25 protein-coding genes and 1 riboswitch are annotated in these 24,073 nt (G+C 31.3%); of the genes, 5 read left to right on the top strand and 20 right to left on the bottom strand.

What is annotated here, in order from left to right; translation table 11 throughout:
• Window positions 1-19 precede the first annotated feature (19 nt).
• From ACYQ39_RS01365 to ACYQ39_RS01375, 3 genes are all read right to left on the bottom strand, one after another.
• On the bottom strand, window positions 20-1,453 hold the full coding sequence (locus tag ACYQ39_RS01365; protein WP_459840079.1) for a TolC family protein: 1,434 nt from the start codon (window positions 1,451-1,453) through the stop codon (window positions 20-22).
• A 61-nt stretch (window positions 1,454-1,514) separates the two neighbouring features.
• Window positions 1,515-2,090, bottom strand: coding sequence for a TetR/AcrR family transcriptional regulator (locus tag ACYQ39_RS01370; RefSeq protein ID WP_459840080.1), 576 nt, complete (start codon window positions 2,088-2,090; stop codon window positions 1,515-1,517).
• A gap of 160 nt (window positions 2,091-2,250) precedes the next feature.
• A complete protein-coding gene (locus ACYQ39_RS01375) occupies window positions 2,251-2,886 on the bottom strand; it encodes a lactate utilization protein (RefSeq protein ID WP_459840081.1) in 636 nt (211 codons plus the stop codon).
• 95 nt (window positions 2,887-2,981) lie between these two features.
• On the opposite strand from ACYQ39_RS01375, the gene ACYQ39_RS01380 reads away from it, so the two are divergent.
• The 4 genes from ACYQ39_RS01380 (at window position 2,982) to ACYQ39_RS01395 (ending at window position 6,258) form a co-directional block, all read left to right on the top strand.
• Window positions 2,982-3,413 (top strand): MarR family winged helix-turn-helix transcriptional regulator, encoded by a 432-nt coding sequence (locus ACYQ39_RS01380; protein ID WP_459840082.1) that lies wholly within the window; start codon window positions 2,982-2,984, stop codon window positions 3,411-3,413.
• Between the two features lie 23 nt (window positions 3,414-3,436).
• The gene (locus ACYQ39_RS01385) at window positions 3,437-4,819 is read left to right on the top strand and encodes an MATE family efflux transporter (protein WP_459840083.1); all 1,383 of its coding nucleotides are present in this window, start codon (window positions 3,437-3,439) and stop codon (window positions 4,817-4,819) included.
• 74 nt (window positions 4,820-4,893) lie between these two features.
• Window positions 4,894-5,667, top strand: coding sequence for a DUF1385 domain-containing protein (locus ACYQ39_RS01390; RefSeq protein ID WP_459840084.1), 774 nt, complete (start codon window positions 4,894-4,896; stop codon window positions 5,665-5,667).
• 27 nt (window positions 5,668-5,694) lie between these two features.
• Window positions 5,695-6,258 carry a 5' nucleotidase, NT5C type gene (locus ACYQ39_RS01395; protein ID WP_459840085.1) on the top strand — a complete coding sequence of 188 codons (564 nt, stop codon included), beginning with the start codon at window positions 5,695-5,697 and terminating at the stop codon, window positions 6,256-6,258.
• Window positions 6,259-6,272: 14 nt separating this feature from the next.
• Here ACYQ39_RS01395 and ACYQ39_RS01400 read toward each other — a convergent pair whose 3' ends face one another.
• The 11 genes from ACYQ39_RS01400 to ACYQ39_RS01450 form a co-directional block, all read right to left on the bottom strand.
• On the bottom strand, window positions 6,273-6,503 hold the full coding sequence (locus tag ACYQ39_RS01400) for a hypothetical protein (RefSeq protein ID WP_459840086.1): 231 nt from the start codon (window positions 6,501-6,503) through the stop codon (window positions 6,273-6,275).
• Window positions 6,504-6,591: 88 nt separating this feature from the next.
• The gene (splB, locus tag ACYQ39_RS01405; RefSeq protein ID WP_459840087.1) at window positions 6,592-7,605 is read right to left on the bottom strand and encodes a spore photoproduct lyase; all 1,014 of its coding nucleotides are present in this window, start codon (window positions 7,603-7,605) and stop codon (window positions 6,592-6,594) included.
• 17 nt (window positions 7,606-7,622) lie between these two features.
• Entirely contained in the window at window positions 7,623-8,609 is a 987-nt protein-coding gene (locus ACYQ39_RS01410; protein ID WP_459840088.1) for an asparaginase, read from the bottom strand.
• 103 nt (window positions 8,610-8,712) lie between these two features.
• Window positions 8,713-9,717, bottom strand: a complete 1,005-nt coding sequence (locus ACYQ39_RS01415) for a M42 family metallopeptidase (RefSeq protein ID WP_459840089.1) — start codon at window positions 9,715-9,717, stop codon at window positions 8,713-8,715.
• Entirely contained in the window at window positions 9,701-10,738 is a 1,038-nt protein-coding gene (locus ACYQ39_RS01420) for a M42 family metallopeptidase (RefSeq protein ID WP_459840090.1), read from the bottom strand. The genes ACYQ39_RS01415 and ACYQ39_RS01420 overlap by 17 nt, the downstream gene beginning before the upstream one ends.
• Window positions 10,729-11,778 (bottom strand): M42 family metallopeptidase, encoded by a 1,050-nt coding sequence (locus tag ACYQ39_RS01425; protein ID WP_459840091.1) that lies wholly within the window; start codon window positions 11,776-11,778, stop codon window positions 10,729-10,731. The genes ACYQ39_RS01420 and ACYQ39_RS01425 overlap by 10 nt, the downstream gene beginning before the upstream one ends.
• A 36-nt stretch (window positions 11,779-11,814) precedes the next feature.
• Window positions 11,815-12,831, bottom strand: a complete 1,017-nt coding sequence (locus ACYQ39_RS01430; RefSeq protein ID WP_459840092.1) for a hypothetical protein — start codon at window positions 12,829-12,831, stop codon at window positions 11,815-11,817.
• Window positions 12,832-12,950: 119 nt separating this feature from the next.
• A complete protein-coding gene (locus tag ACYQ39_RS01435) occupies window positions 12,951-15,740 on the bottom strand; it encodes a UPF0182 family membrane protein (RefSeq protein WP_459840093.1) in 2,790 nt (929 codons plus the stop codon).
• A 146-nt stretch (window positions 15,741-15,886) separates the two neighbouring features.
• A complete protein-coding gene (locus ACYQ39_RS01440) occupies window positions 15,887-16,588 on the bottom strand; it encodes a vWA domain-containing protein (RefSeq protein WP_459840094.1) in 702 nt (233 codons plus the stop codon).
• A 121-nt stretch (window positions 16,589-16,709) separates the two neighbouring features.
• Window positions 16,710-18,287 (bottom strand): Na+/H+ antiporter NhaC family protein, encoded by a 1,578-nt coding sequence (locus ACYQ39_RS01445; protein WP_459840095.1) that lies wholly within the window; start codon window positions 18,285-18,287, stop codon window positions 16,710-16,712.
• Between the two features lie 81 nt (window positions 18,288-18,368).
• Window positions 18,369-18,504: riboswitch (Lysine riboswitch) on the bottom strand.
• Window positions 18,505-18,583: 79 nt separating this feature from the next.
• A complete protein-coding gene (locus ACYQ39_RS01450; RefSeq protein ID WP_459840096.1) occupies window positions 18,584-19,066 on the bottom strand; it encodes a protease complex subunit PrcB family protein in 483 nt (160 codons plus the stop codon).
• 213 nt (window positions 19,067-19,279) lie between these two features.
• On the opposite strand from ACYQ39_RS01450, the gene ACYQ39_RS01455 reads away from it, so the two are divergent.
• Window positions 19,280-19,420 carry a hypothetical protein gene (locus tag ACYQ39_RS01455; RefSeq protein ID WP_459840097.1) on the top strand — a complete coding sequence of 47 codons (141 nt, stop codon included), beginning with the start codon at window positions 19,280-19,282 and terminating at the stop codon, window positions 19,418-19,420.
• 329 nt (window positions 19,421-19,749) lie between these two features.
• Here the strand turns inward: ACYQ39_RS01455 and ACYQ39_RS01460 are convergent, their stop codons facing one another.
• From ACYQ39_RS01460 to ACYQ39_RS01485, 6 genes are all read right to left on the bottom strand, one after another.
• The gene (locus ACYQ39_RS01460) at window positions 19,750-20,298 is read right to left on the bottom strand and encodes a manganese efflux pump MntP (protein WP_459840098.1); all 549 of its coding nucleotides are present in this window, start codon (window positions 20,296-20,298) and stop codon (window positions 19,750-19,752) included.
• A gap of 34 nt (window positions 20,299-20,332) precedes the next feature.
• Entirely contained in the window at window positions 20,333-20,536 is a 204-nt protein-coding gene (locus ACYQ39_RS01465; protein WP_459840099.1) for a zinc ribbon domain-containing protein, read from the bottom strand.
• A 17-nt stretch (window positions 20,537-20,553) separates the two neighbouring features.
• Entirely contained in the window at window positions 20,554-21,717 is a 1,164-nt protein-coding gene (locus ACYQ39_RS01470) for an aminotransferase class I/II-fold pyridoxal phosphate-dependent enzyme (RefSeq protein ID WP_459840100.1), read from the bottom strand.
• Window positions 21,714-22,199 carry an Lrp/AsnC family transcriptional regulator gene (locus ACYQ39_RS01475; RefSeq protein ID WP_459840101.1) on the bottom strand — a complete coding sequence of 162 codons (486 nt, stop codon included), beginning with the start codon at window positions 22,197-22,199 and terminating at the stop codon, window positions 21,714-21,716. The genes ACYQ39_RS01470 and ACYQ39_RS01475 overlap by 4 nt, the downstream gene beginning before the upstream one ends.
• A gap of 74 nt (window positions 22,200-22,273) precedes the next feature.
• Complete coding sequence (locus ACYQ39_RS01480) at window positions 22,274-23,467, bottom strand: EAL domain-containing protein (protein WP_459840102.1); 1,194 nt, start codon at window positions 23,465-23,467, stop codon at window positions 22,274-22,276.
• 13 nt (window positions 23,468-23,480) lie between these two features.
• Entirely contained in the window at window positions 23,481-24,068 is a 588-nt protein-coding gene (locus tag ACYQ39_RS01485; protein WP_459840103.1) for a DNA-3-methyladenine glycosylase, read from the bottom strand.
• Window positions 24,069-24,073: the final 5 nt, after the last annotated feature.

A 24,073-nucleotide genomic window follows, 5' to 3' on the forward strand; every position in this document is an offset into this window, starting at 1 on the left:
ATCCTCCTTTTTATAAATCTTACTTATTTAGCTTATTTTTTAATTTTTCAATTTTATCCTTTATATCCGCTGCTGCTCTAAATTCTTCTTGAGCAGCTAATTTATTCTTTTTCTTTCTTAACTTTTTTATTTTTTGTTTTATTTTAGCCTTTGTTCTTACTTGATCATCAATCTGGAAATTATTCTTACCTATCATTTTATTTAAATTGGCTACTGCTAAATTATAATCATAAATTGATTGATAATAATTAGTTTTAACTTGCTGCAAGGTAGCTTGAGCATCTAACATTTTATAACTAGTAGTCATTCCTTCTTCAAATCTGATTTCAGTATGTTTTAAATTATCTTGAGCTTGTTCTAAATTTAATTTACTTAACTTAATCCTCTGTTTAGCTTCTCTAATATTTAATAGTGTTTGTTTAATTCCTAATTTAACATCATCTTTAGTTTCTTGGATTTTAATTTTAGCTTTTTCAACTTTTTCAGCTGTTGCTTTAATTTTAGATTCATCTTGACCACCATTAAATAAATTATAACTTAAATTTAATCCAATCTTCCAATCTCCATCTTCAAAAGTTAATTCATCACTGGTAGTTCCATAACTACTTGATAAACTAAGATTAGGATATTTATTAGATAGTTTAATCTGCTTTAAACTTAATTGATTATTTTTTTGTTGTAAATTTAATAATTTAAATTGTACTTTGTTATTCAAAGCATACTTGTAAGTTTCTTCTAGATTCAAACTTTTTTCTTCCCAAGTTAGCTTATTATTTAATTTTAATTTGATTCTATCAGCTAATTCTAAAGTGTTTTTTAAATTCAATTTAGCAGTTTCTAAGTTGTTTTTAGCTACTAATAGATCTTGTTGGGCTTGAGTATAATTAACTCTAGCCTGTAAAACATCAGTTTTAGTATGTATACCGACTTCTTTATTAGTTTTAGCTTCATCTAAATAGAATTTATTCTTCTCTAATTGCTGTTGATAGACTCCAACCATCTTTTTAGCTTTTAAAATAGCATAATATTCTTCTAAAACTTGATAAGTAACCTCTTGTTTCTTTTGTTCTAATTCTAATTTAGTCAATTTAAGACTATTTTTTGCTTGTTTATAGCCTAGCCATAACTCTCCACCTTGAAAAATTGGTTGGTTTAGACTTAAACTAGTAGAGAAAGTATTTTTAGAAAAAGAGGCTTGATTCTTTTCTCCTGACCTAGTATAACTCCCCCCTACATCAAGACTAGGATAAAAAGCACCTTGAGCCTGCTTAAGTTTAGCCTCTGCAATTTTAATCTTTTTTCTTAATTTCTTTAATTCAGAGTTTTTCTCTAAAGCTATATTTATTACTTCTTTTTTAGTCAGAACTCTTTTGTTATTACTTTTAGCATAAATCGGCATTGCTAATGTACACAACATACTTATTATCAATAAGATTAATATTTTCTGTTTCATCTAATCTTTCCTCCCCTCAGTAACTAGAGAATAATAAATAATTGACCATAAAAATTAAAATTTAATTGTCAATTCCATTTAAAATGATACTCAACACAAAATCAACTTTTTCCTCTACATCTGTTAAATTATAAACAATTGGATTATAACTTCCCATAATAGAACCTAAAATAAAATTAGCTAACTCTTTAGCATCTAATTTATTAGAAACTTGATTAACTTCTTGTTCCTTACGAATTATTTTAGCTAAATTGTTAACTAATGATGACCTGAACTTCTTCATTTCCTTATGAAAATGATCATTAGGACTGACTGAACTTTCTCGTAGTATCTTAGCTATATTTTTATTATCTCTATTAAATTTTAAGTAGATTCTAATAACTTCTTCTAATTTAGTAGTGAAAGATTGGTTGCTTTCATTAGTTACTTTCTCAACTTGACTATATAAGTATTCAAACTGTGATAGTATAATTCCATAAAACAATTCTTCTTTACTATCAAAATACCAATATACTGTTCCTTTAGCTACTTCTGCTTCATCAGCAATTTCTGAAACAGGTGTTTGATAATATCCCTGTTGAGAAAATAATTTGACTGCTGCTTGGATTATCTTTTCTTTTTTTGACTTTGGTTTCATAAGTTTCCTCCTTTCATAGATAATCTCTTGTCTGACCAGTCAGTTTGACTCTGTAGTCAATAAATTATCAAATTTATCTAATAAAGTCAAGTTCTTTAATAAAAAAACCGCCTGCTAATAATAGCAAACGGAAAAATAACTGTTTATTAAGCATTTTATCTTAATATCCTAATTCTTCTCCTACTAAAACTACTTTGATTCTCCCTGTTGGTTTACATAGTCTAGTGATTACTGTTTGACAGCAGATACAGTCTTCACTTTTACAGTTGGTACAAGATCCAGTTTTAGCACAAGGAGTTTCCATATCTAAACGTTGCGTATTTATTGGAGCAGCTTGATTTCTAACTCGATTGCGAGCATCTTCTTCATTAATAGTCAGTTTATTCATTCCAGCTACTACAATTACATTTTTTGGCCCATAAATTAAAGCAGCTACCCGATTACCTCGACCATCAATATTAACTAGCTTGCCATCTTTGGTAATAGCATTAGTGCTCATTAAGAAATAATCACTGTTTAAAGCCTGATGATAAATTTTATCTTTCTCTTCTTCATTACTGGCGTTGGCCCGATCATAGACAGTATAATTATCTTTCTTAATTTTATCCTTTACCCCTAACTCTTCTATTGTCATAGAACCACCCCAAGAAATACTTTTTTCTTCAGGTAATAAAGACAATATTTGTTCTACTGCTTCTTCTATATTAGCACAATAGTAGCCTTCCATATTTCTTTTCTCTAATTCTTTGATTACTTGCTCTGCATTTACTTTATAGTATTCTTCTCTTGGTTTCATGTTGGCCCTCCTTCTCTTTATTTTAGTTGACAAGTCAACTATAGTTCATTATAATAATATTTAGTTGTCTTGTCAACAATTAGGAGGTGTTCAATATGATAGACGAACCAATTGGTAAATATTTAAGTATGACTCGGCGAGCCCATGCTTCATTACTAGACAAGAAGTTAGAACCTTATGATATTAGCCATGGTCAAATTTTACTGTTAATTGCTTTATACAACCAAGAAGGAATTTGTCAGCATAACTTATGCCAGATGTATAATTTAAATAAAGCTGCAGTAGGTAGAGGAATTAATAAGTTAAAAGAGATAGGATTTATAATTAAAGAGACTGATCCCAATGATAGAAGAAAAAAATTAATCCATTTAACTTCTCAAGCTAAAGAATTTGAACCTAAATTAAAAGAAGTTTTATGTACAGTTGAAAGTGAAGTTAGAAAAGGCTTATCTGAAGAAGAAATAGAAATATTTCTAAAAGTAATTAAAAAAATAAATAACAACTTAAGAACTAAACTTGATAAGTAGATAATTTCATAGGAGGAATCAATATGAAGCTTAATAAAAAATCTGATAGATTAGGCAAAGAGCCTATTTTACCATTATTATTTAAATTAGCTACACCAGGTATTATTGGAATGATGATTAATGCTTTATATAATGTAGTAGATACTATTTATATTGGTCGCTTAAGTACAGATGCTTTATCAGCATTATCATTATCTTTTCCTATTCAAATGATCTTAATTGCCATTGGTGCTGGTACAGGAATTGGAACCAACTCCTTAATCTCTAGATTATTAGGAAAAGGAGAACATCACAAAGCCAACAATACAGCTGAACATGTATTTTTAATTGCTATTATTTATTCATTAGTAACAGCAATAATTGGAGGTTTTTTTGGTGATAATTTGATTGGCATTTTTACCAATGATTCTCAACTAATTGCTTTAGGTAGTAGATATATTAGAATAATTATGATGGGTTCAGTAGCTGTATTTGTACCTATAATTTTTAATAATATTTTACGAGGCGAAGGAAATACTTTTGTCCCTATGTTGACTATGTTAATAGGAGCAGTTACAAATATAGTACTTGACCCTTTCTTAATTTTTGGGATTGGTTTTTTTCCTAAATTAGGAGTTGAAGGAGCTGCCTTTGCTACAGTCTTTGCTAGAGGATTAAGTGGACTATTTATTGCTTTAGTCATTCTAAGTGATCAAAATCAAATTCAATTAAAACTAGAAGAATTTGATTTTGATCTGCAAATTATTAAAGAGATTTATCAAGTGGGCTTTCCAGCAATGGTTATGAGAGGATTAGCTAGTATTATGATTGCTGGAATGAATAAAATTGTAGGAAGTTATAGTACGACAGCTGTTGCAGTAGTAGGCGTTTACTTTAGATTACAAGCTTTTGTTATTTTACCTATCTTTGGATTAAGCCAAGGATTTATGCCTCTTGTTGGGTACAATTATGGCCATAACAATCCTGACCGGATGAAGAAGACTATTACTTATGGAGTATTAATAACTTTTTTATTCTCCTTAATTGGATTTACTGCCTTTCAGTTGTTTCCTAAGGAATTAATTAAGCTATTCAATAAAGATCCAGAACTAATAGCTATTGGAACTAGTGCTTTAAAGAGGATTAGTATTGCTTATCTGATTATGGGTATTAATGTTATTGGATCCACAATATTTCAATCAATTGGAAGAGGATTTCCTAGTCTATTCCTTTCGTTTTTAAGACAGATCTTAATCTTATTACCAACTATGTATCTACTAGGAAAAATATACGATTTATCAACTTTATGGTTTGCATTTCCAATTGCAGAGGGAATTACATTTATTTTACTATCTTTCTGGCTAATAGAAACTATAAAAGATTCACTTACTGACATGAGAAAGCAAAGTTTAACTTACAACCAGTAAAAGCAAGTAAATGTAATTTTTTAAATTGACAATCTCTAGTAAAAAGAATACACTATTAGTCGGAGGTGGAAAAGATGAAAATCGGAGGTCGGGCCTATAAAAATGGAGTATCTTTATTTGGTAAACATTATTCTGTCAAAGCCTATTATGAAGATGGTAATTTATTCTGTCAAGTAGGTAAAAACACACTAGCAGATAATAGATTGTATCAATTGCTTAAGAAAGTTCCATTTTTACGAGGAATTATTAGTCTTTTATTCTCTTTGTATTTCTTCTTTAAAGAAGCAACAAGTAATCCTAAACGATTTTGGCCTATTTTATTGTTACTAGCTACTGATATTGCTTTAGAATTCTATTTTATCTTTTTTCCTAACAGTAGCACTCAGATGATGGATATAATTTTCTTTTTACCTCCTATTGTTTATTGGGGAGGGATTGTATTATTAGCTATTATTTTAAGACAGACTTTACTTCAAGAAATCTTTAAGTTTCATGGAGCTGAGCATAAAGCAGTTAATTATTATCAATCTCAATTTACTAAAAAAATAAATTCACATTCTCGATTAGCTAGACGCTGTGGAACTAACTTAGTAACACTTTACTTGATACTAACTATAGTAATCGAGTACTTTGGACTAGGTTTTAATCTTTATTTACAGACCCTATTAGTCTTAGGTATAGCTTATGAATTATTACTTTTACTCCCAGATAGTTTAATGAATATACCTTTTTTGGTACAAAGGTTTACTACTGTTGAGCCAGATGATAAACATCTCAGAGCAGCGGAAAATGCTTTAAATATATTAATCAGTAAAGAAAAAGAAATAGAATCAGAAATTGTAGTTTAAATGCATAAATATTAGTGAGGTGATAAGATGAAAAAAGTAATTGGTGTTGATATCGATGCCGTACTAACAGATGAAGGCAAAGGAGAAGATAATATCTGGCATCGTCATATCTGTGATTACTTTAATCTAGAAGAAAGAAAAGAAAAGATTTATGATTTTAGAAAAGCATATGGAATAACCTTAGAAGAAGTAGAAGAATTTATGTTAGAAAAAGGAAGTGAAATCTTTTCTAAAGTAGAACCCTTTACTGAAGCTAAAGAAATTTTAGATAACTTACAAAAGCAAGGATACACTATACTATTAGTTACAGCTCGAGAAGAAGAGTATAATCAAGTTACTCATGACTGGTTAATAGAGCACCAGATTCCTTTTGATAAATTAATTCATAGTCAAGAGAAGGCTAAAATCTGCCAAGAAGAAGAGATCCAACTCTTTATTGATGATAAATTGGCTAATTTAATACCTATTAAAGAATTAAATATTCCAGTCTTATTAATGGATATGGATCATAACCATTCCTATCAAGGGCCAATACCTCGGGTTAATAGCTGGCAAGAGATCAAAGAAAAGATAGAAAAGCTATTAGATTAAAGATAAGCCAGAGATTAAATCTCTGGCTTATCTATTTTTTGATTTATTTCTACTAGATTATCTTTCATATCTATTAATAATAGTAATAGCTCTCCACTAGCATATAAAAATAAAGTTTCAAATAAGCCAAAAAGTATAGGAAATAACGCATTAAAGAAAGCAAATACAGGATTAGGATGACTATCAAGCCCCATTTTAGGCACTTGAGTTATATTAACAAAAGTAATCACTAAAGTAAAAAGCAACGTAAAAACTGATAAAATCTTAAAGGCTATAGAAATCAATTCTAAAGGTCTATAATTCTTAATACTACCATCTCCTTTTAACTCTTCCTTAAGTAAAGTATTCTATCTCTGCTTCAGGAAAGAGTTTGTTAATCTTATCAGTCAGAAAAGTCTTTAATTCTTCGGCTTTCTCTTTTGGATAAACATATTTACCAAAACCTTTATGATGATATTCCTTTTTATCTAATTTTAATTTTGTATTAGGAAATCTATCTTCTATTAAATTCTTAGATCTAGTACTAAATCTATGCATAATCAACTCAAAAGTTAACCTATCATCAACTGGATTAGAAAGAGTTTCTTTTAACTCTTCTAGTAAAAAAGTATAGTCTTCTTTCCATCCTTCATAGATCATTAAAGGAGCTAGAATAAAACCTAATGGGTAACCAGCATCCTGAATCTTACCTGCAGCTGTTATACGTTCCTCTAAATTAGCTGTAAGATGTTCAAAGTTCTTAATTACATGCTTGCTATTTAAGCTAAATCTAAATCTAGTATGATTATTGTGCTCTATATCTAAAAGAGAATCTACATTAGAAAATTTAGTTACTACTCTTAATCTTCCTTTGGGTTGCTTAGAAAAATACTTAATCATTTTCTGTAAAGAACCAGTTAGATGTTCTACTGCTACAGGATCAGAGGAGCTACTAGCCTCAAAAGTAACAATATCTCCTCTGCCTTTTCTAATATGTTTCTTAACGGCTTTAAGAATCTCGTCTAAATTGACATAGATTCTGACATAAGAAGCAGCACCTAAATTCTTAGCTAAATAACAGTATTCACATTTAGCTGGACAGCTAGTACTAGTTACTACCCGATAATCAGCTGAAGGTTTACATGATTTAAACTTTAGTGTCTTCTTAACTCCAACTACCAATGTTTCTTTAGTCCAATTAAATAATTCAGTAGGCTCCATTTCTTTATCTGCTCTAACTCGATTATGAGATTCTATATAATCTATAGGAGTACCTTTATTCTCAAATTTAGTTTCTATCTCTTTCCCTAACGGATAATCTAATGCCTGTTCTTCAATCAGAACTCGTTTTGGAGTAAATTGTTTCATTTATTTTACCTCCACTATTATATTTTCAACTTTAAGTTAATAAATCGTCTGATTTCTGTTTGTGATTTATTTTGACTTAATAATAACATTAATAATAATCTAGCTTTAGCACTAGTTAAATTACGACCAAAGATTAAATCTAAATTGGTAACTTTCTCTTCTCCTACAGATGCAGCATATAAATTATAGACTCTTCCTTCTAAACAACGGGAAGTAATTACTACTGGAATATCTTCTTCTTGGGCTCGTTTCAATCCAGGGCCAATACTTTCAGGCAAAGTTCCTAACCCAAAGGCTTCAATGACTAGTCCTTGACAATCATAATCTAGTGCAGCTTGAATTAGATTGCCAGTAGAACCTAAACCTAACTTTATAATCTCTACTTGCGCCGCTAAAGAATCTGGCTTAATAGTTGCTTGAGGTTGTATCTGATAACTATAATGAACACCCCCATGATCGATAAAACCTATTGGCCCTCCATTAATAGAGCTTATAGCCTCTAATTTATTGGTATGGTTTTTAGATACAAAACGAGCCGCATGAATTAAGTTATTCAAGACTACCAAAACACCACGATCTTTACTACGGGGATCTAAAATTGTCTGTAAAGATTGAATTAAATTAGCTGATCCATCAGAACTAGGTTCATCAAAGCCCCGTAAAGCTCCTGTTATAACTACAGGTTTAGAACTATCAACCATTAAATCTAACAAATAAGCAGTCTCCTCTAGAGTATCAGTGCCATGAGTAATCAATACACCATTAATCTCATCTTCTTGTAAAGATTCTTCTATCAATTTGGCCAGTTCAAAAATAGCCTTAGGAGTCAATTGAGAACTATCTAAATTAGCATATTGTATTAATTCTAATTGGGCCATACTATTTAGTTCAGGTACTTGATCCAGTAAATCTAGCCCAGAAAGTTGTGGTACCATCTGGTGAGTACTCTGATCTTGGCCCATAGCAATAGTTCCTCCAGTAGTAATCACCTTTATTTTTTTCATTATATCTCTCCTTCATTATAGGATTTCCTATTATTAAATTATGCATTCATAAACTTTATAATTCTAAATAATAAAAAAGACCACCTTTCGGTGGCCTTTTTCTCTATAATATTTCGTTATAATCGCTAGTTAAGACTCCTGTTAATAACTTAACTCCATTCTCTAAATCATCTAAATCAATCATTTCTGATGGAGAATGGACATACCGAGCTGGAATGGAAAGAGCACCTGCTAAGACTCCATCTCTTGTCAGTTGCATACTACCTGCGTCAGTACCTCCAGCCTGTAACACTTCTAACTGGTAAGGAATATCTTTACTTTCGGCAACATCAATCATTAACTGCTTTACTTGTGGATTGGCTAGTACAGTTCTATCCTTGACCTTAATAGCTGGTCCATCTCCTAACGAGACAGCCATTCTTTTAGCTTCTGGTGTATCTCCTGTTAGAGTTACATCAACTGCAATTCCTAAGTCAGGGTCAATACCATAGGCAGATACTTTAGAACCACGAGTTCCTACCTCTTCTTGCGTAGTAAAGACAAAATAAGTATCATAGGTTGGCTGTTCTAATTCTTTCAGATTCTGAATCAATAAAGCACATCCAGATCGATCATCTATTGACTTAGCTGTAATTCTATTACCTAGATCATTCATCTGACGATAATAGCAAGCAGTATCACCGAGTCTAATCTTCTTTTGGGCTTCTTTTTTGCTAGTAGCACCGATATCAATATACATCTTATCAGGTTTTAATTTACTAATCTTTTCTAGCTGTCCTTCTTTATCAATGACTCCTACTGTCTTTCCATTAAATAATACCCGCTCACCTAAAAGAGTATGAGTTGGTACTCCTCCTATTTTAGAGAAACGAATGAAACCATCTTCATCAATATGAGTAGCAATAACTCCTATCTCATCCATATGAGCTGCTAGCATAATCTTTTGGTTGGAATTTTGGCCCTTTTTAAGAGCAATTAAATTCCCCATAGTATCTATTTTAATTTCATCAACATAATCTTTAATTTCTTCTTGAATAACTTTTCGGATTTTTTCTTCATCACCAGCTGGTCCATAAGTTTCTACCAGTTTTTTAATCAACTCTTTCATTAATAATCCCTCCTTGAGCAACTTCTTGACAGAATAACTTTGTCAACTTAATTGTAGCTTGATAATCATCTAAATTAATTAGTGAAACTGGAGAATGAATATAACGGCAAGGAACAGAAATTGCTGCTGTAGGAATTCCTTCTTTAGTTAAATGAATTACTCCAGCATCATTACCAGCAGCAGTTGACTTTCTAAATTGATAATCAATCTTTTCTCGTTGGGCAATATCTATTAACTGCTGGACAATAGTCTGGTCTGGAATAGTACTTCGATCTCTAATTGTAAGAGCTGGTCCGTGTCCTAGACTAGTAGAATACTCTGCTTCTTCACTATCAGGCACATCAGAAGCTGTAGTTCCTTCTAATACTAAAGCTAAATCAGGGTCGACATTATAAGCAGCAATACTGGCTCCTCTAGTTCCTACTTCCTCTTGAGTAGTAAAAACAACATATAAAGATAGATCATAATCTTCCTGTAGAACTTCAATTAAAGTAGCACAACCAACTCGGTCATCAAAAGCTTTCCCTTTTGCTGTTTTAGAACCTAACTCTTTATATTCTGTATTAAAAGTAGCCATTGTTCCTAATTCAACCTTTTTTTGGGCCTCTTCTTTACTACTAGCACCAATATCAATATATAAATTCTTATAATCCAGAGGTTTCTTTCGCTCTTCTGGCTTTTGTAAGTGAATTGCTTTAGCTCCAATAACACCAGGTAGCTTATTTTTACCTACTAAAACCTGTTTAGAAACTAAAACTCGCTTATCAATACCTCCAATTGGCTTGAACTTTAATAATCCATCTTTAGTTATATCAGATATCATTAACCCGATCTCATCCATATGAGCTGTTAACATAACACTTGGCTTACTACTGTCACCAGCTTGATAAGCAATTAAGTTCCCTAAACTATCAGTCTTAATCTCATCAACATAATCTTTAATCTCTTGTCTAATTATATCTCTAACTTTATCTTCACGACCTGAAACACCATTAGTTTCAGTTAATTTTTTTAAAAGCATTCTAATCCCTCCACAAAGTCAGCATCCAAAGCAGCAATGAAGTGGGCCAACAATCGACTAGCCCTTTTAATATCTGTCAGTGATAATGTCTCTACTGAAGTATGCATATACCGGAGTGGAATAGAGATTAAAGCAGTTGGAATTCCTGCTCTAGTAATCTGAATGGCATAAGCATCTGTTCCTGCTGGAGTATTAGATGGATCTACTTGATAGTCTAGTTCTAACTCCTTAGCCACTTCTTTAAACTTCTTGAATACTTTCGGATGGACATGCGGGCCAAAACCAAGAGCTGGTCCTGCTCCTAACTCAGCAGCATCTTCTTCACTAACTCCTGGCATAGTACCATGGCAGACATCAATTGCTATTCCAATATCCGGTACAATACCATAAGTACTAGTGGTAGCTCCTCTAACTCCTACCTCTTCTTGGACAGTAGCTACTGGATAAAGATCAACTTGATGGCGTAACTTCTGTAACTCTTGTAAAGTATGTAAAATAACTAAAATACCAGCTCTATCATCAAGTGCTTTACCACTAACTCTTTCCTTTTCTAAATCTTTAAATTCTCGGCTAAGAGAGATTATATCTCCTACTCTAATCTCTTCTTCTACTTTATCAGTAGAAAGTCCTAAATCAATATACATATCTTCTAATTTATAAGCCTGTCTTCTCTCCTGTGAACTCTGTACATGAGGTGGTTTGGCTCCAATAATTCCTTGGTATGTATCCCGACCATGAACTAAGACTTCTTGACCAACTAGAGTTCTTTGGTCTACACCTCCTACAGTTGTAAATCTTAAGAAACCATCTTCTATATCAGTTACCATCAGACCAATTTCATCAACATGAGCTGCTAACATGATCTTTAACTCATCGTTACTAGTTCCTGCTTTATACCCAATTAGGTTCCCTAATGTATCATATTTGATCTGATCTACATAATCTATCATTAGTTCTCCAACTTCTCTAGTTAAATCAGCTTCATAACCTGAAACCCCTACTGATTCAGACAATCTTTGTAATATCTTTTTATTATTCACTAAACTGCCTCCTTTCAACTATTATCATTTCTCAATTTATAAATAAATATTTATTGCTATTACTAATAATACCATTACAAGCCCTAATAAAATGAAGATAATAAAATTACTATCAGTTTCTGTTTTTTTATTCTCCTTGTTTTCCTCTCTGTTTTTATCTTCTTGTAGTTGATTAGTCGCTATCTTAATTTCAGTACCAGTAGTTATTTGGCCATAGATCTTAGGACCAAATTGAAGGGTAACTGAAAATCTATCTAAAGCAGAATCAAAGTTAATTGTTGTTACTTGACCTGAAACTAACTTAGATGAGTCATCAGTTAATAGTTTCTTAAAGTAACGTCCAATCTCTCTTTGGTCTACAATTTCTACTAATAGTTTATCTCCTAATCTCAAATCAACTGGTCTTTTTCCTTGGGTCGGAGAAATAAAAGGTCTACATTTTAATTCAATATCTAACCCTAATTGATCATCCTTTGGCTCTTCTTCCCCCTCTTTCTCTTCATCATCAGAGAATAATTCAGGAGAATTCTTTTCTAACTGCAATTTATTCTTTAATTCTACCTCTAACTCTACTTCTATTGTCTCTTCAAGTTCTGTTTCTAATTCTTCTTTAAAGAACTTATGTAACTTTTTTAAAGCTTCATCTTGGGCCAACTTAAAGATCTTAAATAGCTGAGCTGGATTAAATAGTTTTACAAAAGATAAATCTTCTTTAACATTTCTCCGATCAGGTGTAAAACTGTTAATAGTCTTAATAAATATATTATTATTTACTGTTAGATCTACTTCCCATAACTTAGAGTTACTATTTAAAACAGAATCTATTCTTATAAGTTCCCCTTCTGTTCCATTTATGACTAAGTTAAAGAGGCCATATACTCTATTATAACCTCCATAATTGATCTTACCTTGGACAATGACATAACTTTTATCAACTAACTCTACCATCTCTAGTGCCTTATCTAGATCCTGATCAGCTAAATCAAGTGCCTTTTGAGCCGTATTAGCATCAACTTCCAGTGTCTCTTGGATTAATTTAACCTTATCCTCCATTAGTTACTATCATCCTTTATATACCATTAATACTAGTAGCTTATATTTATATTTCTCCTCTGTCTTAATTATCCCTTTTTTAAAGAGAAAAAGGGAGCAATAGCCCCCCTTTTTTTATCCTATTTTACTTTACTCTTTAAATTATCTATCTTTTCTTTTAACTCTGTTATCAACTCACCGTACTGGCTCCAATTACCTGCTTTTAATGCATCTTGTGTCTGATTATACAGCTTATCAATTTCAGTTACTAATCCTTTTACAGTAGCTGGCTCTACTCCCTCAGCAGGTTCTAAAGGTTCTTCAACTTCAGGTTCTTCTCTATCTTTAGTAATACCAAATAACTTTCTTAAAGCTAGTTTTAGATTAGGAGCCATAGCTAATCTTTCTCCATAAGATACAATAATCCGCTTTAACTCTGGAAGTTTACTCTGTTCTGCTTGAAGATAGATTGGTTCTACATATAATAATGACTGATCAATAGGAATTGTCAATAAATTTCCTCGTATTACTTGTGAACCACGCTGGTTCCATAAACTTAGTTGTTTAGAAATACTAGAGTCTTGATCAATCCGAGCTTCTATCTGCATTGGCCCGTAAATTAATTTCTGCTTAGGGAACTTATATAGAATTAGCTTACCATAATCCTCTGGATTAGACTTAGCTGCTAACCAAGCATTTAAATTATTCTTCTTAACAGGAGTAAAAGGTTGCATTAATAAAAAGTTTCTTTTAGTCTCCTGTGGTAGATTCATTAATACATAATAAGGTTGCATCTTAATCTCTGAATCAGAGCGATAATTAGTTAGCTTAGAATTATCTTGACCTGCCTCACTATAACTCTCTTGTGGAGTATTCCATAAGTCTTCTTTATTATAAAACACCTTAGGATTTTGCATATGATAATTATTATACATCTGGGCTTGAATCTTAAATAGATCTACAGGATATCTAATATTATCTTTAAGACCTGTAGGCATATCCTTAAAGGAAGTAAATAAATCAGGAAAAATCTTCTGGTAAGTCTGGATAATAGGATCTGATCTATCTACTATATAAAACTTTATATCTCCATTATAAGCATCAATTACAACTTTAACTGAGTTTCTAATGTAATTCCCCCAGCGTTGTGGCTCAGAATAAGGATATAAACTAGTAGTTGTATAAGCATCTTGCACCCAATAGAATCTACCATCTTCACCAACTACTAGATATGGATCCTGATCATACTTTAAGAATGGTGCTATCCTTTGTACCCTAGATTTAATATTTCTTCTAAACATTAATCGACTATCATTAGTAATATCATTATTTAATAGTAACTTTAAAGTATTATATTTCAAAGAAAAGGCTACTTTCTTAATAATTGAATCTAATTTAATTCCGCCAGTACCTTGATAATTGACATATTGATTAATATCTCCTTGGGGATAATCAAATTCTTTAGCCTTAGTATTAGAAACTACATATTCATTAGTTAATTCTCCATAATAAATTCTAGGTTGTTTAATTTTAATTCCTTTACTCTGTGACGGGATATCTTTAACTATAAATTTAGGTAAACCTTCTTTAGTAACCTCATTAACAGGACTCATAGCCATACCAAATCCGTGAGTATAATTCAAACGCTTATTAACCCAGGTCTGGGCCTGATTAGATAATAGATCTTGGTTTAACTCTCTAGCTCCTAACATTACCTGCTTTACTTCTCCATCGACTTTATATCTATCAATATCAATATCATTAAAACTATAGTATGATCTAATCTCCTGTAGTTGACTATAAGTAGATTTTAAAGGTCGGCTATCCCATAGTCTAATATTATTAATTGTAGTTGGATTATTCTTAATATCTTGATAAGTCATTCTCTCCTTAACAGGAAACTCTCTCTCTTCTATTTCATCTAAATTATAAGCTTCTCTGGTAAACTTAATATTATGTTTAATATAAGGCGATTCTTTGGCAATTTCATTAGGCTCTACCTGATATTGTTGAACTAGACCTGGGTAAATATTGCCTAATAAAATAGAGGCTATAAATAAAGTAATGATCCCTCCTATAATAAACTTCATATTTTTAAAGAAGATATTGGTGAATATAAAGATAGCAATTATTATTGTGAGTATAGATAATACTTTTAACGCCAACAATTGTGCATTAACATCAGTATAACTAGCTCCAAAAACTACTCCTCTTTCAGAGTACAATAGCCGAAACATATTTAATCTATAACCCCAGGCTTTAAGTAAGAAGAAGGCTGATAATAAAATAGACATGTGAGATTTAATGTGATTATCATTTAATTTACTTAAAAATGAACTGCCGCTAGCAGTTAATAGATAGATGGCTCCAGAAATAAAACCTGATAAGACAACTGTTAAAGTTAATATTTGATAAAGCAGATTATAAAAAGGAAGTTTAAAGACATAAAAAGCTATATCTTTATTAAATAAAGGATCAGTCTTTCCAAATAGTGTGCTATTAAAGAATTTAAGGGCCAACTGCCAGTCATTAGCACTAACATTACTAAAGATAAAACCGACTACTAAACTAAGTAACAGATAGATAAAAGTTGCCCTGCCTGGTGTCAAAATCTCTAGCCACTTATTAGAATCAACTGGATTTAATTCTATAATATCTGAATCTTTTTCTTCTTGTTTCTTCTTTAAATTTTCCCAAAATTCTACTACTTTCTTTTTAGTAAATAATAAATTGATAAAGATGATAATTGAAATTAACAACCAAGTTCCCAACTTAAAACCTATCTTATTTTGAATGATTGTCCAAAAGCTATCAGAAAAATTCAACCCTTTAAACCATAGCAAATCAGTATAAAAATTAACTCCTAAGTTTAGAAAAATACTACTTATAATGAAAAGTACAATTGGTATAATTAATAACTTATTTAACACTTATTAGCACCTCCAAAATATCTACTATTATATTATATACTAATTTTACCTAATTTACTAAGTTTATTCTATATTACCTCCTTTCTCATCTATTATTTTCTATAGGATCTTATATCTTCCTTTAATTTTTAACTATAAACCTACTATTAGTCCAAATTAATAGTAGGTATTACTTCTTGACTTTCAAAATAAGTAAAGTATCTTCCATGACCTAATCTGGCTAAAGACTTTAGTTTTAATTGTTCTATTTTATCTATTCTGCCTACATGAATAATATGAGTTTTAATCTGATTTCGACTTAACTTATTGATTACCTGACTAGGCATAATCTTACCTGTATCTCTGCCATCTGTAACTAGAATAATATGTTTTGTTCCTTCTAAACTAATTAAATCCTCTTTAGCCTGTAATAAGTTTAAACCTATAGGTGATTTCCCTGCTGGAATTACTTGATTAACAAGACCAAGTAATTCTTTATGATTATTCCTTCCTAATGGAATAGCCAGTACTGATTGATTATTCTTATCTATCTTACTACCAAAAACTCTGATTCCTAACTTTACTTTATGAGGTAATTGATTGACTATAGTTTTAATTACTTTTCTAGAAATAGAAAGTTTATTACTATTATCTACTTTGGCCCACATACTTCCTGATACATCCCAGATGATTTCTACATTATCCTGCTGCTGAATAGGTAATTGTGGTTTAATAACTTTAATTTCTTTTCCTGGTAATGAAGTTTTAGTGGTAGGAAAAGATAAAATATCTAAAGCATCTACTCCAATAATAAAGGATATTAAACAGGTGATTAGGAAAATCAAAGTAATATTCTGCTTTAATCTCATTTGATTTCCTCCTTAACCTTTTATACAATTGTATTCTTAAGAAGACTCTTTATTACGAGATTAAAGTTTATTTTTATCAAAAAAAGAAAAAAACAGTACAGGATTGATCCTGTACTGTTTTTTAAGCTACAAACTTATCTTCAGTTTCAATTGTAGTCTTTTCCACTTTCTCACCATAGAAATTAACAACTAGATACAGAACAATAATTCCTAAAGTTAATAATGGGAAAGTTGCCCAATAAGGCAGTCCAAAACCAGCTGGTAAAAATCCAAATAAGACTGATACTATTCCTACTGTAATAGCATAAGGTAGCTGTGTATTAACATGATCAATATGATCCGCAGCAGAAGCTGTAGAAGACATAATTGTAGTATCAGAAATTGGACTACAATGATCTCCTAATACACATCCAGTTAAAACTGCTCCAATTGTAGGTAACATAGGAGCACCAAATTGATAAGCCATAGGAATCGCTAACGGCATAATAATTGCATTTGTCCCCCATGAAGTACCTGTTGCAAAGGCTACGACTCCTGGAATTAAGAACATCATTGTTGGAATTAAAAATGGAGGAATTAGATCCTTAGTCAAAGCTACAATATAATCAGCTGTTCCTAATTTATCTATAACTGTTCCTAGTGACCAAGCTAAAACTAAAATACCACAGGCAACAGCTAAAGCTTTAGCTCCATCTACCCAACCATCTACTACTTCTTCTACTGATAGATTACCTTTAATTAACCCTAATACTCCTGCAATTAAAGTACCACTAAAGGAAGACCATAATAAAACAACACTAGAATCTGCATTACCAAAAGCATCTCTAATACTTACTGCTGGGTCTAATCCACCACCATTATACCATAAGCCAAATAGTGAGATTGCAATAACTGAAATAATAGGAATAAAAGCATCATACCACTGCATACTATTATCTTCTTTATACTCCATATCTGTCAATTCTTCTGAAGCCATAGGAGTAGCACCATCAGCTAAGACTTTTCCTGTATTTCGTGCTCTCTTTTCAGCTTTATACATTGGCCCAAAGTCTTTTCCAGTCATAACGATTATTAGAACCATAAATAGAGCCAAAATACTATAAAATCGATAAGGAACTGTCTTTAAGAAAGTAGAATAAACATTCTGTTCAATACCTAACTTTGTAAAAGCATCTTGAATTAATCCCATCTCATAACCAACCCATGTAGAGATAAAGGCCATACTAGTGACAGGTGCTGCAGTACAGTCTACAATATAAGCTAATTTTTCTCGAGATACCTTCAATTTATCAGTAATAGACCGCATTGTTGTACCTACAATTAGACTATTAGCATAATCATCAAAGAAGATTAAAAGTCCCATAATCCAAGTAGCTAATTGAGCTCTTTTAGCTGTTTTAGCCTTTTTAGCTATAAAGTCTGCAATTGCATTTGTAGCTCCTGACTTAGTAATAATCCCTACCATACCTGATAATGTAAGTAAGAATAATAATATCGAAGCATTCCAAGAATCAGTTAAAGCACCTACAATATACGTATCAAGTGTCTTCATAAAACCTACTAGTGGATTAAAATCTGCTATAACCGTTGCTCCTACAAATAGACCAGCAAATAATGAAACTAATACTTCTTTACTCCACCAAGCTAAAATAATAGCTAATAATGGTGGTAATAACGACAACCAACCATAACTTTCCACACTTTTTCCCCCTTAAATTTTGTAATCATAATAAAAAAACTCTGGTAGAGTTACTCACCAGAGTTAGATAATACTAACAATAAGTAAGATAGTGCTCCACTAATAATGACAGTCTTGCACCTATTTGGATACAAGCCCAACAATGAATCAATTCATTGTTTCGGCAGTTATCCCTTTCTCCTGAGATACTTTTGATAACTGCTCCCCTATCTCTTTTTTATTTTCCTAAAGTAGTATAACATACATAAGTTATCTGTGCAAACAAAAGATAATATTTATTAATAATTCCCTATAATTTAGTTATTTACTTCTATACTTTCCAATTTTTCTTTATTTGTAGATAAAAAGATAATCTTATTGATCTCTGTTATTTCTACAGAAGGTAATTTAATAATATCATAGGGATAAGTAATAACTTGAATTACAGCTTGATTAGCTGCTGGGCCAACTGCTTTAACAGTCACAAATAGCTTGTCAGCTTTCTTTCGAATCTCTTTTATCTCTATTTCAAAACCTCCTGAAGGGCGTTCTCCTAAAGTAGTATAAATAGCCAGTCCTTCTTCTACTTTTAAATTTTTAATACCACGTAACTCTTGTCTTGCTTTAGCTACATTACTAGGATTAATTACATCCACTTGTTTTTTAGTCAGAAAATCTTCTGTCAATTCTTTACCTATTAATTCTTCTGGATTTTTATAAATCAATTCGCCTTGGTTTAAATTACAACCACTAACTATAAAGACTAATATTAAAGCCCAAGCTACTACTTTAAACTTCATCTAGTTTTCCTCCTTAAAATAAGAATGCTGCAACCATACCTACTTTATTTATTTTTACCATATTAATTATATTATATTTATAAAAGTGATGCAATTACATAATTTGCCTTTAGTTGATAGATAACTTTAAATTACATTTTTACAATATTTGCGATAGGATAATCTGTTAGTAACCAGGATAAAATAATAATAGTTGTGAAAGGAGGCTCTAAAATGATGTTAAGCAGAGTTAAAGATCAACTTAGTAAGACTATGCAAGATCCTAAAGAAGATAATTATTATCCAACTTTAATCCTTACAGCAGCTGGAGCTTTTGTTTTAGGAAGACTTATGGGCTTTATTAAACGAAGATAATTATCATTCAAAATAAGAGCCCGGGCTAAGTTGGCCCGGGAAAGAATAGGAGTATGTAAGGGCTAGAAGATAATCCCCAGCCCCTCTATTAGCTTAATAATCAGATCCTAACAATAATAAGATAAGGATTAAAAATACAACATAAGCTCCATCATCATAAGTTCCACCCATGTTTTCAACCCCCTTTTCTTTTACTATAACTTATGCATTAACTTAAAAAATGTTAAAAATAAAATAACTAATCTATCTTGATTAACATTTATTTATATAATTAGTTTCATAAGAAATTCTGCACTAAAATACAATAAGAACTCCCAGATTGGGAGTTCTTATAAAAAAATCATTTTTAAACCAAAAACTACTAAAATTAGTCCTCCTAAATAATCAGCATACTTTTCGACTATCATAAAATTTTTGATATAATTAACGATCACAAAGGAGATAAAAGTTAAAATAGAACAGATCAACCCGATAACTATTGTCTTAGCAATAATTGCAGATATATTTAAATTATATAGTATTGAAAATCCTACGCCTAAAGCATCAATACTAACGCTGACACCTAAAATAATATAAGTAGCTAATTCAATTTTTCTATAAAGACAAGTTTCATCATTTTCATAGCCTTCTTTTAGCAACAATAAACCTAGTAAAAGGATAATAATTCCACTTACAGAACTACTAATATTAAACAAATTACTATCAATATAATTACCAACTATCGCTCCTGTAAAGGAAAACAAAAACTGAAACAGTCCAAAAGAAAATATCAATCCAAACCTTTCTTTAGAACTTATCTTACTTCCACAACCTATACCTAATGCTACACCAAAAGCATCTAAAGCTAATGCTATAGCTATAGGAATAATTCCTAGCATAAATTTCACTCCAATATTATTAAGTTTGCTTTATTTAAGAGAAGAAATCAAAAATATTACTTAAAGTACTACTATCTGCTTTAAAGAGTTCAGTATAACCACACTTAGCACAACTTACTGTAGTAAATTTTTTACTTTGAATATCAAAGAATTTAGATAGACCACTTCCAGTAGCAGAAAATTCATCAGTCTCATAACTATGATTATCACACTTAGGACAAGTATAGTCTTTAGGCATCTAGTCACCACCTCCTATTATAGTTTCTTAACAAAACTATCAATTCTATTTAAAGCCTCATAAATATCATCTAAAGAAGCAGCGTAAGAACAACGCACAAATCCTTCACCGCTATCTCCAAAGACATTACCAGGAATTACTACTACTCCCGCCTCTTGTAATAGTCTTTCTGAAAATTCTTCTGAAGTCAGTCCTGTTGATTTAATAGATGGGAAAGCATAAAAAGAACCTTCTGGTTCAAAACAGTCTAAGCCAATTTCATTTAAACCTTTAATAATAGCTCTTCGTCGCTGATTATAAGCAGTAACCATCTCTTGCTTTTTGTTTTCACCATGGCGCAAAGCCTCTAAAGCAGCTTTTTGACTCATAACTGGAGCACACAACATAGTATACTGATGAATCTTCATCATTGCTTTAAGAACTGGCTTAGGAGCTGCTACATAACCAACTCTCCATCCTGTCATAGCATAAGCTTTAGAAAAACCATTAAAGACAATAGTTCTCTCTTTCATTCCTGGTAGACTAGCAAAACTAGTATGTTGGCTATCATAAGTCAATTCACTATAAATTTCATCAGCCAATACAATTAAATTATTTTCTTTTACTACTTGAGCAATCTCTAATAACTCTTCTTCTTTCATAATAGCACCAGTAGGATTATTAGGATAACATAAAACCAATAACTTACTCTGAGGAGTAACTGCTTTCCTTAAGTCATCTGCTGTTAATTTAAACTGATTTTCCCTAGTTGTAGGAATTCTTACTACATCTCCTCCAGCTAATTCAGCTGCAGGTTGATAAGAAACATAACTAGGTTCAGGTAATAATAGCTCTTCACCTTGAGATAATAAAGTGCGTAAAGCCAAATCTAAAGCTTCACTAACTCCTACTGTAACTAATACTTCTTCTTCTGGGTTATATTCTAATTCATATTTTTTCTGCATATAATTTGTAATCTCTTTTCTTAATTCTAACAAACCATAATTAGAGGTATACATAGTATTTCCTTGCTCTAAAGAATAAAATGCACTTTCTCTAATATGCCAAGGAGTTACAAAGTCAGGCTCTCCTACTCCTAATGAGATTACATCATCTACACCTGATACTAAATCAAAGAACTTTCTAATTCCTGATGGAGAAATATCTTGAACTGAAGATGAAATCTGTTCTTCCCACTTCATGGCGATACCACTAACCTTTCAGTCTCTTCTGCATCACCTTTAAAGATAACTCCATCTTTTTTATATGTCTTTAACATAAAATGAGTAGTTGTACTCTCTACCTGCTCAATAGTAGCTAACTTCTCTGCTACAAATAAAGCTACCTCTTGCATAGTCTTTCCTTCTATCTGAAGAGATAAATCATAACCACCAGACATTAGATAGACTGATTTTACTTCAGAAAACTTATAGATACGTTTTGCTACAGAATCAAAGCCTAAATCTCGTTCAGGAGTAACTTCAACATCAATAAAAGCAGTTACAATATCTTTTTCTGTCTTATCCCAATCAATTAGAGTATGATATTTTACAATAATATTCTCATCTTCTAATTGATTGATCTCCTCTTTAACTTTGTCTACAGATACATCAAGCAAAGTAGCTATTTTCTGAGGAGATAATTTACTATCATTTTCTAATAGTTTTAATAATTTTTCTTGCATTATAACCTCTCCTTCTCTACTACTAGTTTATGCATTATTAAATTTAGCCTATGCTATATATTCAAGATAATAGGTTATTCTCCTGTCTGTAAAGCTATTTCTTTCTTATTAGTTAAAAAGTTTTTAGCTGGTTGTGGATGAGAATAGTAATATCCTTGGGCCAACTCCACTTTAGTTTCTTTTAAAGCAACTATCTGTTCTCTACGTTCTATACCTTCAGCTAAGACCTGTGCTCCTAAATCAGAAACTTTTGTGACTGTTTTATCAATCTCTTGGTGTAACTGTTGAGAGGTATCAGCCTTATTAGTTACTGTAATACATAATTTAACTAAATCCGGTTTTAATTCCTCTACAGTTGTTAAATCAAAAAAACCACAACCAGTATCATCTAGAGCCAACTCTATTCCTAACTTACGTAACTGCTTAATTCTACTTTTAAGTTCAACAGCAACTTCTAAAGGTAGATGTTCAGTTATTTCTAGAACAATTCGTGATAGTATACTCTTAAATTGCTGCTCTGTAACTAAATCTAATAATCTATTATCTTGTAATAAATCAGGGCCAACATTAAGAAAGATCTTCTTATCATCTGGTAGTTTAAGCCCCCATTTAAGACCTTGTTCAATACAGGCTAACTCTAAATCTTCTTCTAAATCAAAGTAACTAGCTGCTCCAAATAACTGACTAGCTGGAAATATAGAACTATCTTTTGGTCCGCGAGTTAAAACCTCATAACCAATTATCTTTTCTTGAGACAGACTAAGTATTGGTTGCAAATAAGTACTTAACTCTCTGTCTATAATTATTTTTTTAAATCCCTTTTTATTGATTATTTCATGGTAGTCTTCACTAGTTGATTCTATAGAATCAAGATTATCTTTTACATACTGTTTAATATTTATTTCAGAAATATTTTTTTCTAAAGAAATAACTTCTAAGATGAATTCAACTTTCTTATCTGTTGCGGCTCCAAACTCTTCTGTGATTAGTTCCTTAACCATCTTTCTTCCAGCTTTTTTAATTGAGGTTATCTGTTCTGAGTTATTAACCAATAGTTGTTCATCATGAATAGTAAAGGTTAAATACCAACAGTTATCTAAATTAGATCTTAAAGGAGTTGAAATCTGGTGCCGCTCTAATAACTTTTGTACCAGTACCTGTAATTTAGAATCTAGACTCTGTTTTATTTCTTCTATTATTGTAGCTCCAAAAATATCTTCTAAATAGTTAAGATTATCGATACAAAGGAAAAACAAATGATTATTCATCTTATCCCTCCTTTCATTTTGAAACAAAAGAGTTATCGGCTATACAAAACCGCCATAATTTATCCTTATATTCTTCGGCATAATCAATATTGATTCGTTGCGACCGATTAATAGTAACATCTATATTATCATCAATAAGATATAATTCTTCTCCTGTAGTAAGATTATATTGATTTAAACTTAAATCAATATCTAACGCCTGACATAGTTTGCCAGGTCCATTAGTTAAATCGGCTACTTTATTACTTTTAATCTGTCTATTTTCCTTAATTACTTCCAGACCAGTAAATGGTTCTACAGCTCTAATCAGAACAGCTGCTGGTTTACCTTGATAACTAGTTACAATATTAAAACAATAATGTATACCATAAATTAAATAAACATAAGTATAACCACCTGGAGCAAACATAGCTGCAGTTCGTTTAGTCCGTTTATTCTGATAAGCATGGCAAGCTTTATCTTGGGGGCCAATATAAGCTTCAGTCTCTACTATCCTACATTTTACTTCAGTTCCAGCTATTCTTCTCACTATAACTTTACCTATTAATTCTTGCGCCACTGTTAAAGTATCTCGCTGGTAAAAATCTGCCTCTAACCGCAAATTAT

The sequence above is a fragment of the Halanaerocella petrolearia genome (assembly GCF_054657875.1).

Bases quoted from the DNA above. Each gene is read 5' to 3' on its own strand.
- ACYQ39_RS01475 (WP_459840101.1), bottom strand. From the start codon at position 22,199: ATGCAAGAAAAATTATTAAAACTATTAGAAAATGATAGTAAATTATCT.
- ACYQ39_RS01440 (WP_459840094.1), bottom strand. From the start codon at position 16,588: ATGAGATTAAAGCAGAATATTACTTTGATTTTCCTAATCACCTGTTTA.
- ACYQ39_RS01420 (WP_459840090.1), bottom strand. From the start codon at position 10,738: ATGCTTTTAAAAAAATTAACTGAAACTAATGGTGTTTCAGGTCGTGAA.
- ACYQ39_RS01365 (WP_459840079.1), bottom strand. From the start codon at position 1,453: ATGAAACAGAAAATATTAATCTTATTGATAATAAGTATGTTGTGTACA.
- ACYQ39_RS01410 (WP_459840088.1), bottom strand. From the start codon at position 8,609: ATGAAAAAAATAAAGGTGATTACTACTGGAGGAACTATTGCTATGGGC.
- ACYQ39_RS01390 (WP_459840084.1), top strand. From the start codon at position 4,894: ATGAAAATCGGAGGTCGGGCCTATAAAAATGGAGTATCTTTATTTGGT.
- ACYQ39_RS01415 (WP_459840089.1), bottom strand. From the start codon at position 9,717: ATGAAAGAGTTGATTAAAAAACTGGTAGAAACTTATGGACCAGCTGGT.
- ACYQ39_RS01460 (WP_459840098.1), bottom strand. From the start codon at position 20,298: ATGCTAGGAATTATTCCTATAGCTATAGCATTAGCTTTAGATGCTTTT.
- ACYQ39_RS01375 (WP_459840081.1), bottom strand. From the start codon at position 2,886: ATGAAACCAAGAGAAGAATACTATAAAGTAAATGCAGAGCAAGTAATC.
- ACYQ39_RS01385 (WP_459840083.1), top strand. From the start codon at position 3,437: ATGAAGCTTAATAAAAAATCTGATAGATTAGGCAAAGAGCCTATTTTA.
- ACYQ39_RS01370 (WP_459840080.1), bottom strand. From the start codon at position 2,090: ATGAAACCAAAGTCAAAAAAAGAAAAGATAATCCAAGCAGCAGTCAAA.
- ACYQ39_RS01450 (WP_459840096.1), bottom strand. From the start codon at position 19,066: ATGAAGTTTAAAGTAGTAGCTTGGGCTTTAATATTAGTCTTTATAGTT.
- ACYQ39_RS01430 (WP_459840092.1), bottom strand. From the start codon at position 12,831: ATGGAGGATAAGGTTAAATTAATCCAAGAGACACTGGAAGTTGATGCT.
- ACYQ39_RS01455 (WP_459840097.1), top strand. From the start codon at position 19,280: ATGATGTTAAGCAGAGTTAAAGATCAACTTAGTAAGACTATGCAAGAT.
- ACYQ39_RS01470 (WP_459840100.1), bottom strand. From the start codon at position 21,717: ATGAAGTGGGAAGAACAGATTTCATCTTCAGTTCAAGATATTTCTCCA.
- splB (WP_459840087.1), bottom strand. From the start codon at position 7,605: ATGAAACAATTTACTCCAAAACGAGTTCTGATTGAAGAACAGGCATTA.
- ACYQ39_RS01480 (WP_459840102.1), bottom strand. From the start codon at position 23,467: ATGAATAATCATTTGTTTTTCCTTTGTATCGATAATCTTAACTATTTA.
- ACYQ39_RS01380 (WP_459840082.1), top strand. From the start codon at position 2,982: ATGATAGACGAACCAATTGGTAAATATTTAAGTATGACTCGGCGAGCC.
- ACYQ39_RS01465 (WP_459840099.1), bottom strand. From the start codon at position 20,536: ATGCCTAAAGACTATACTTGTCCTAAGTGTGATAATCATAGTTATGAG.
- ACYQ39_RS01395 (WP_459840085.1), top strand. From the start codon at position 5,695: ATGAAAAAAGTAATTGGTGTTGATATCGATGCCGTACTAACAGATGAA.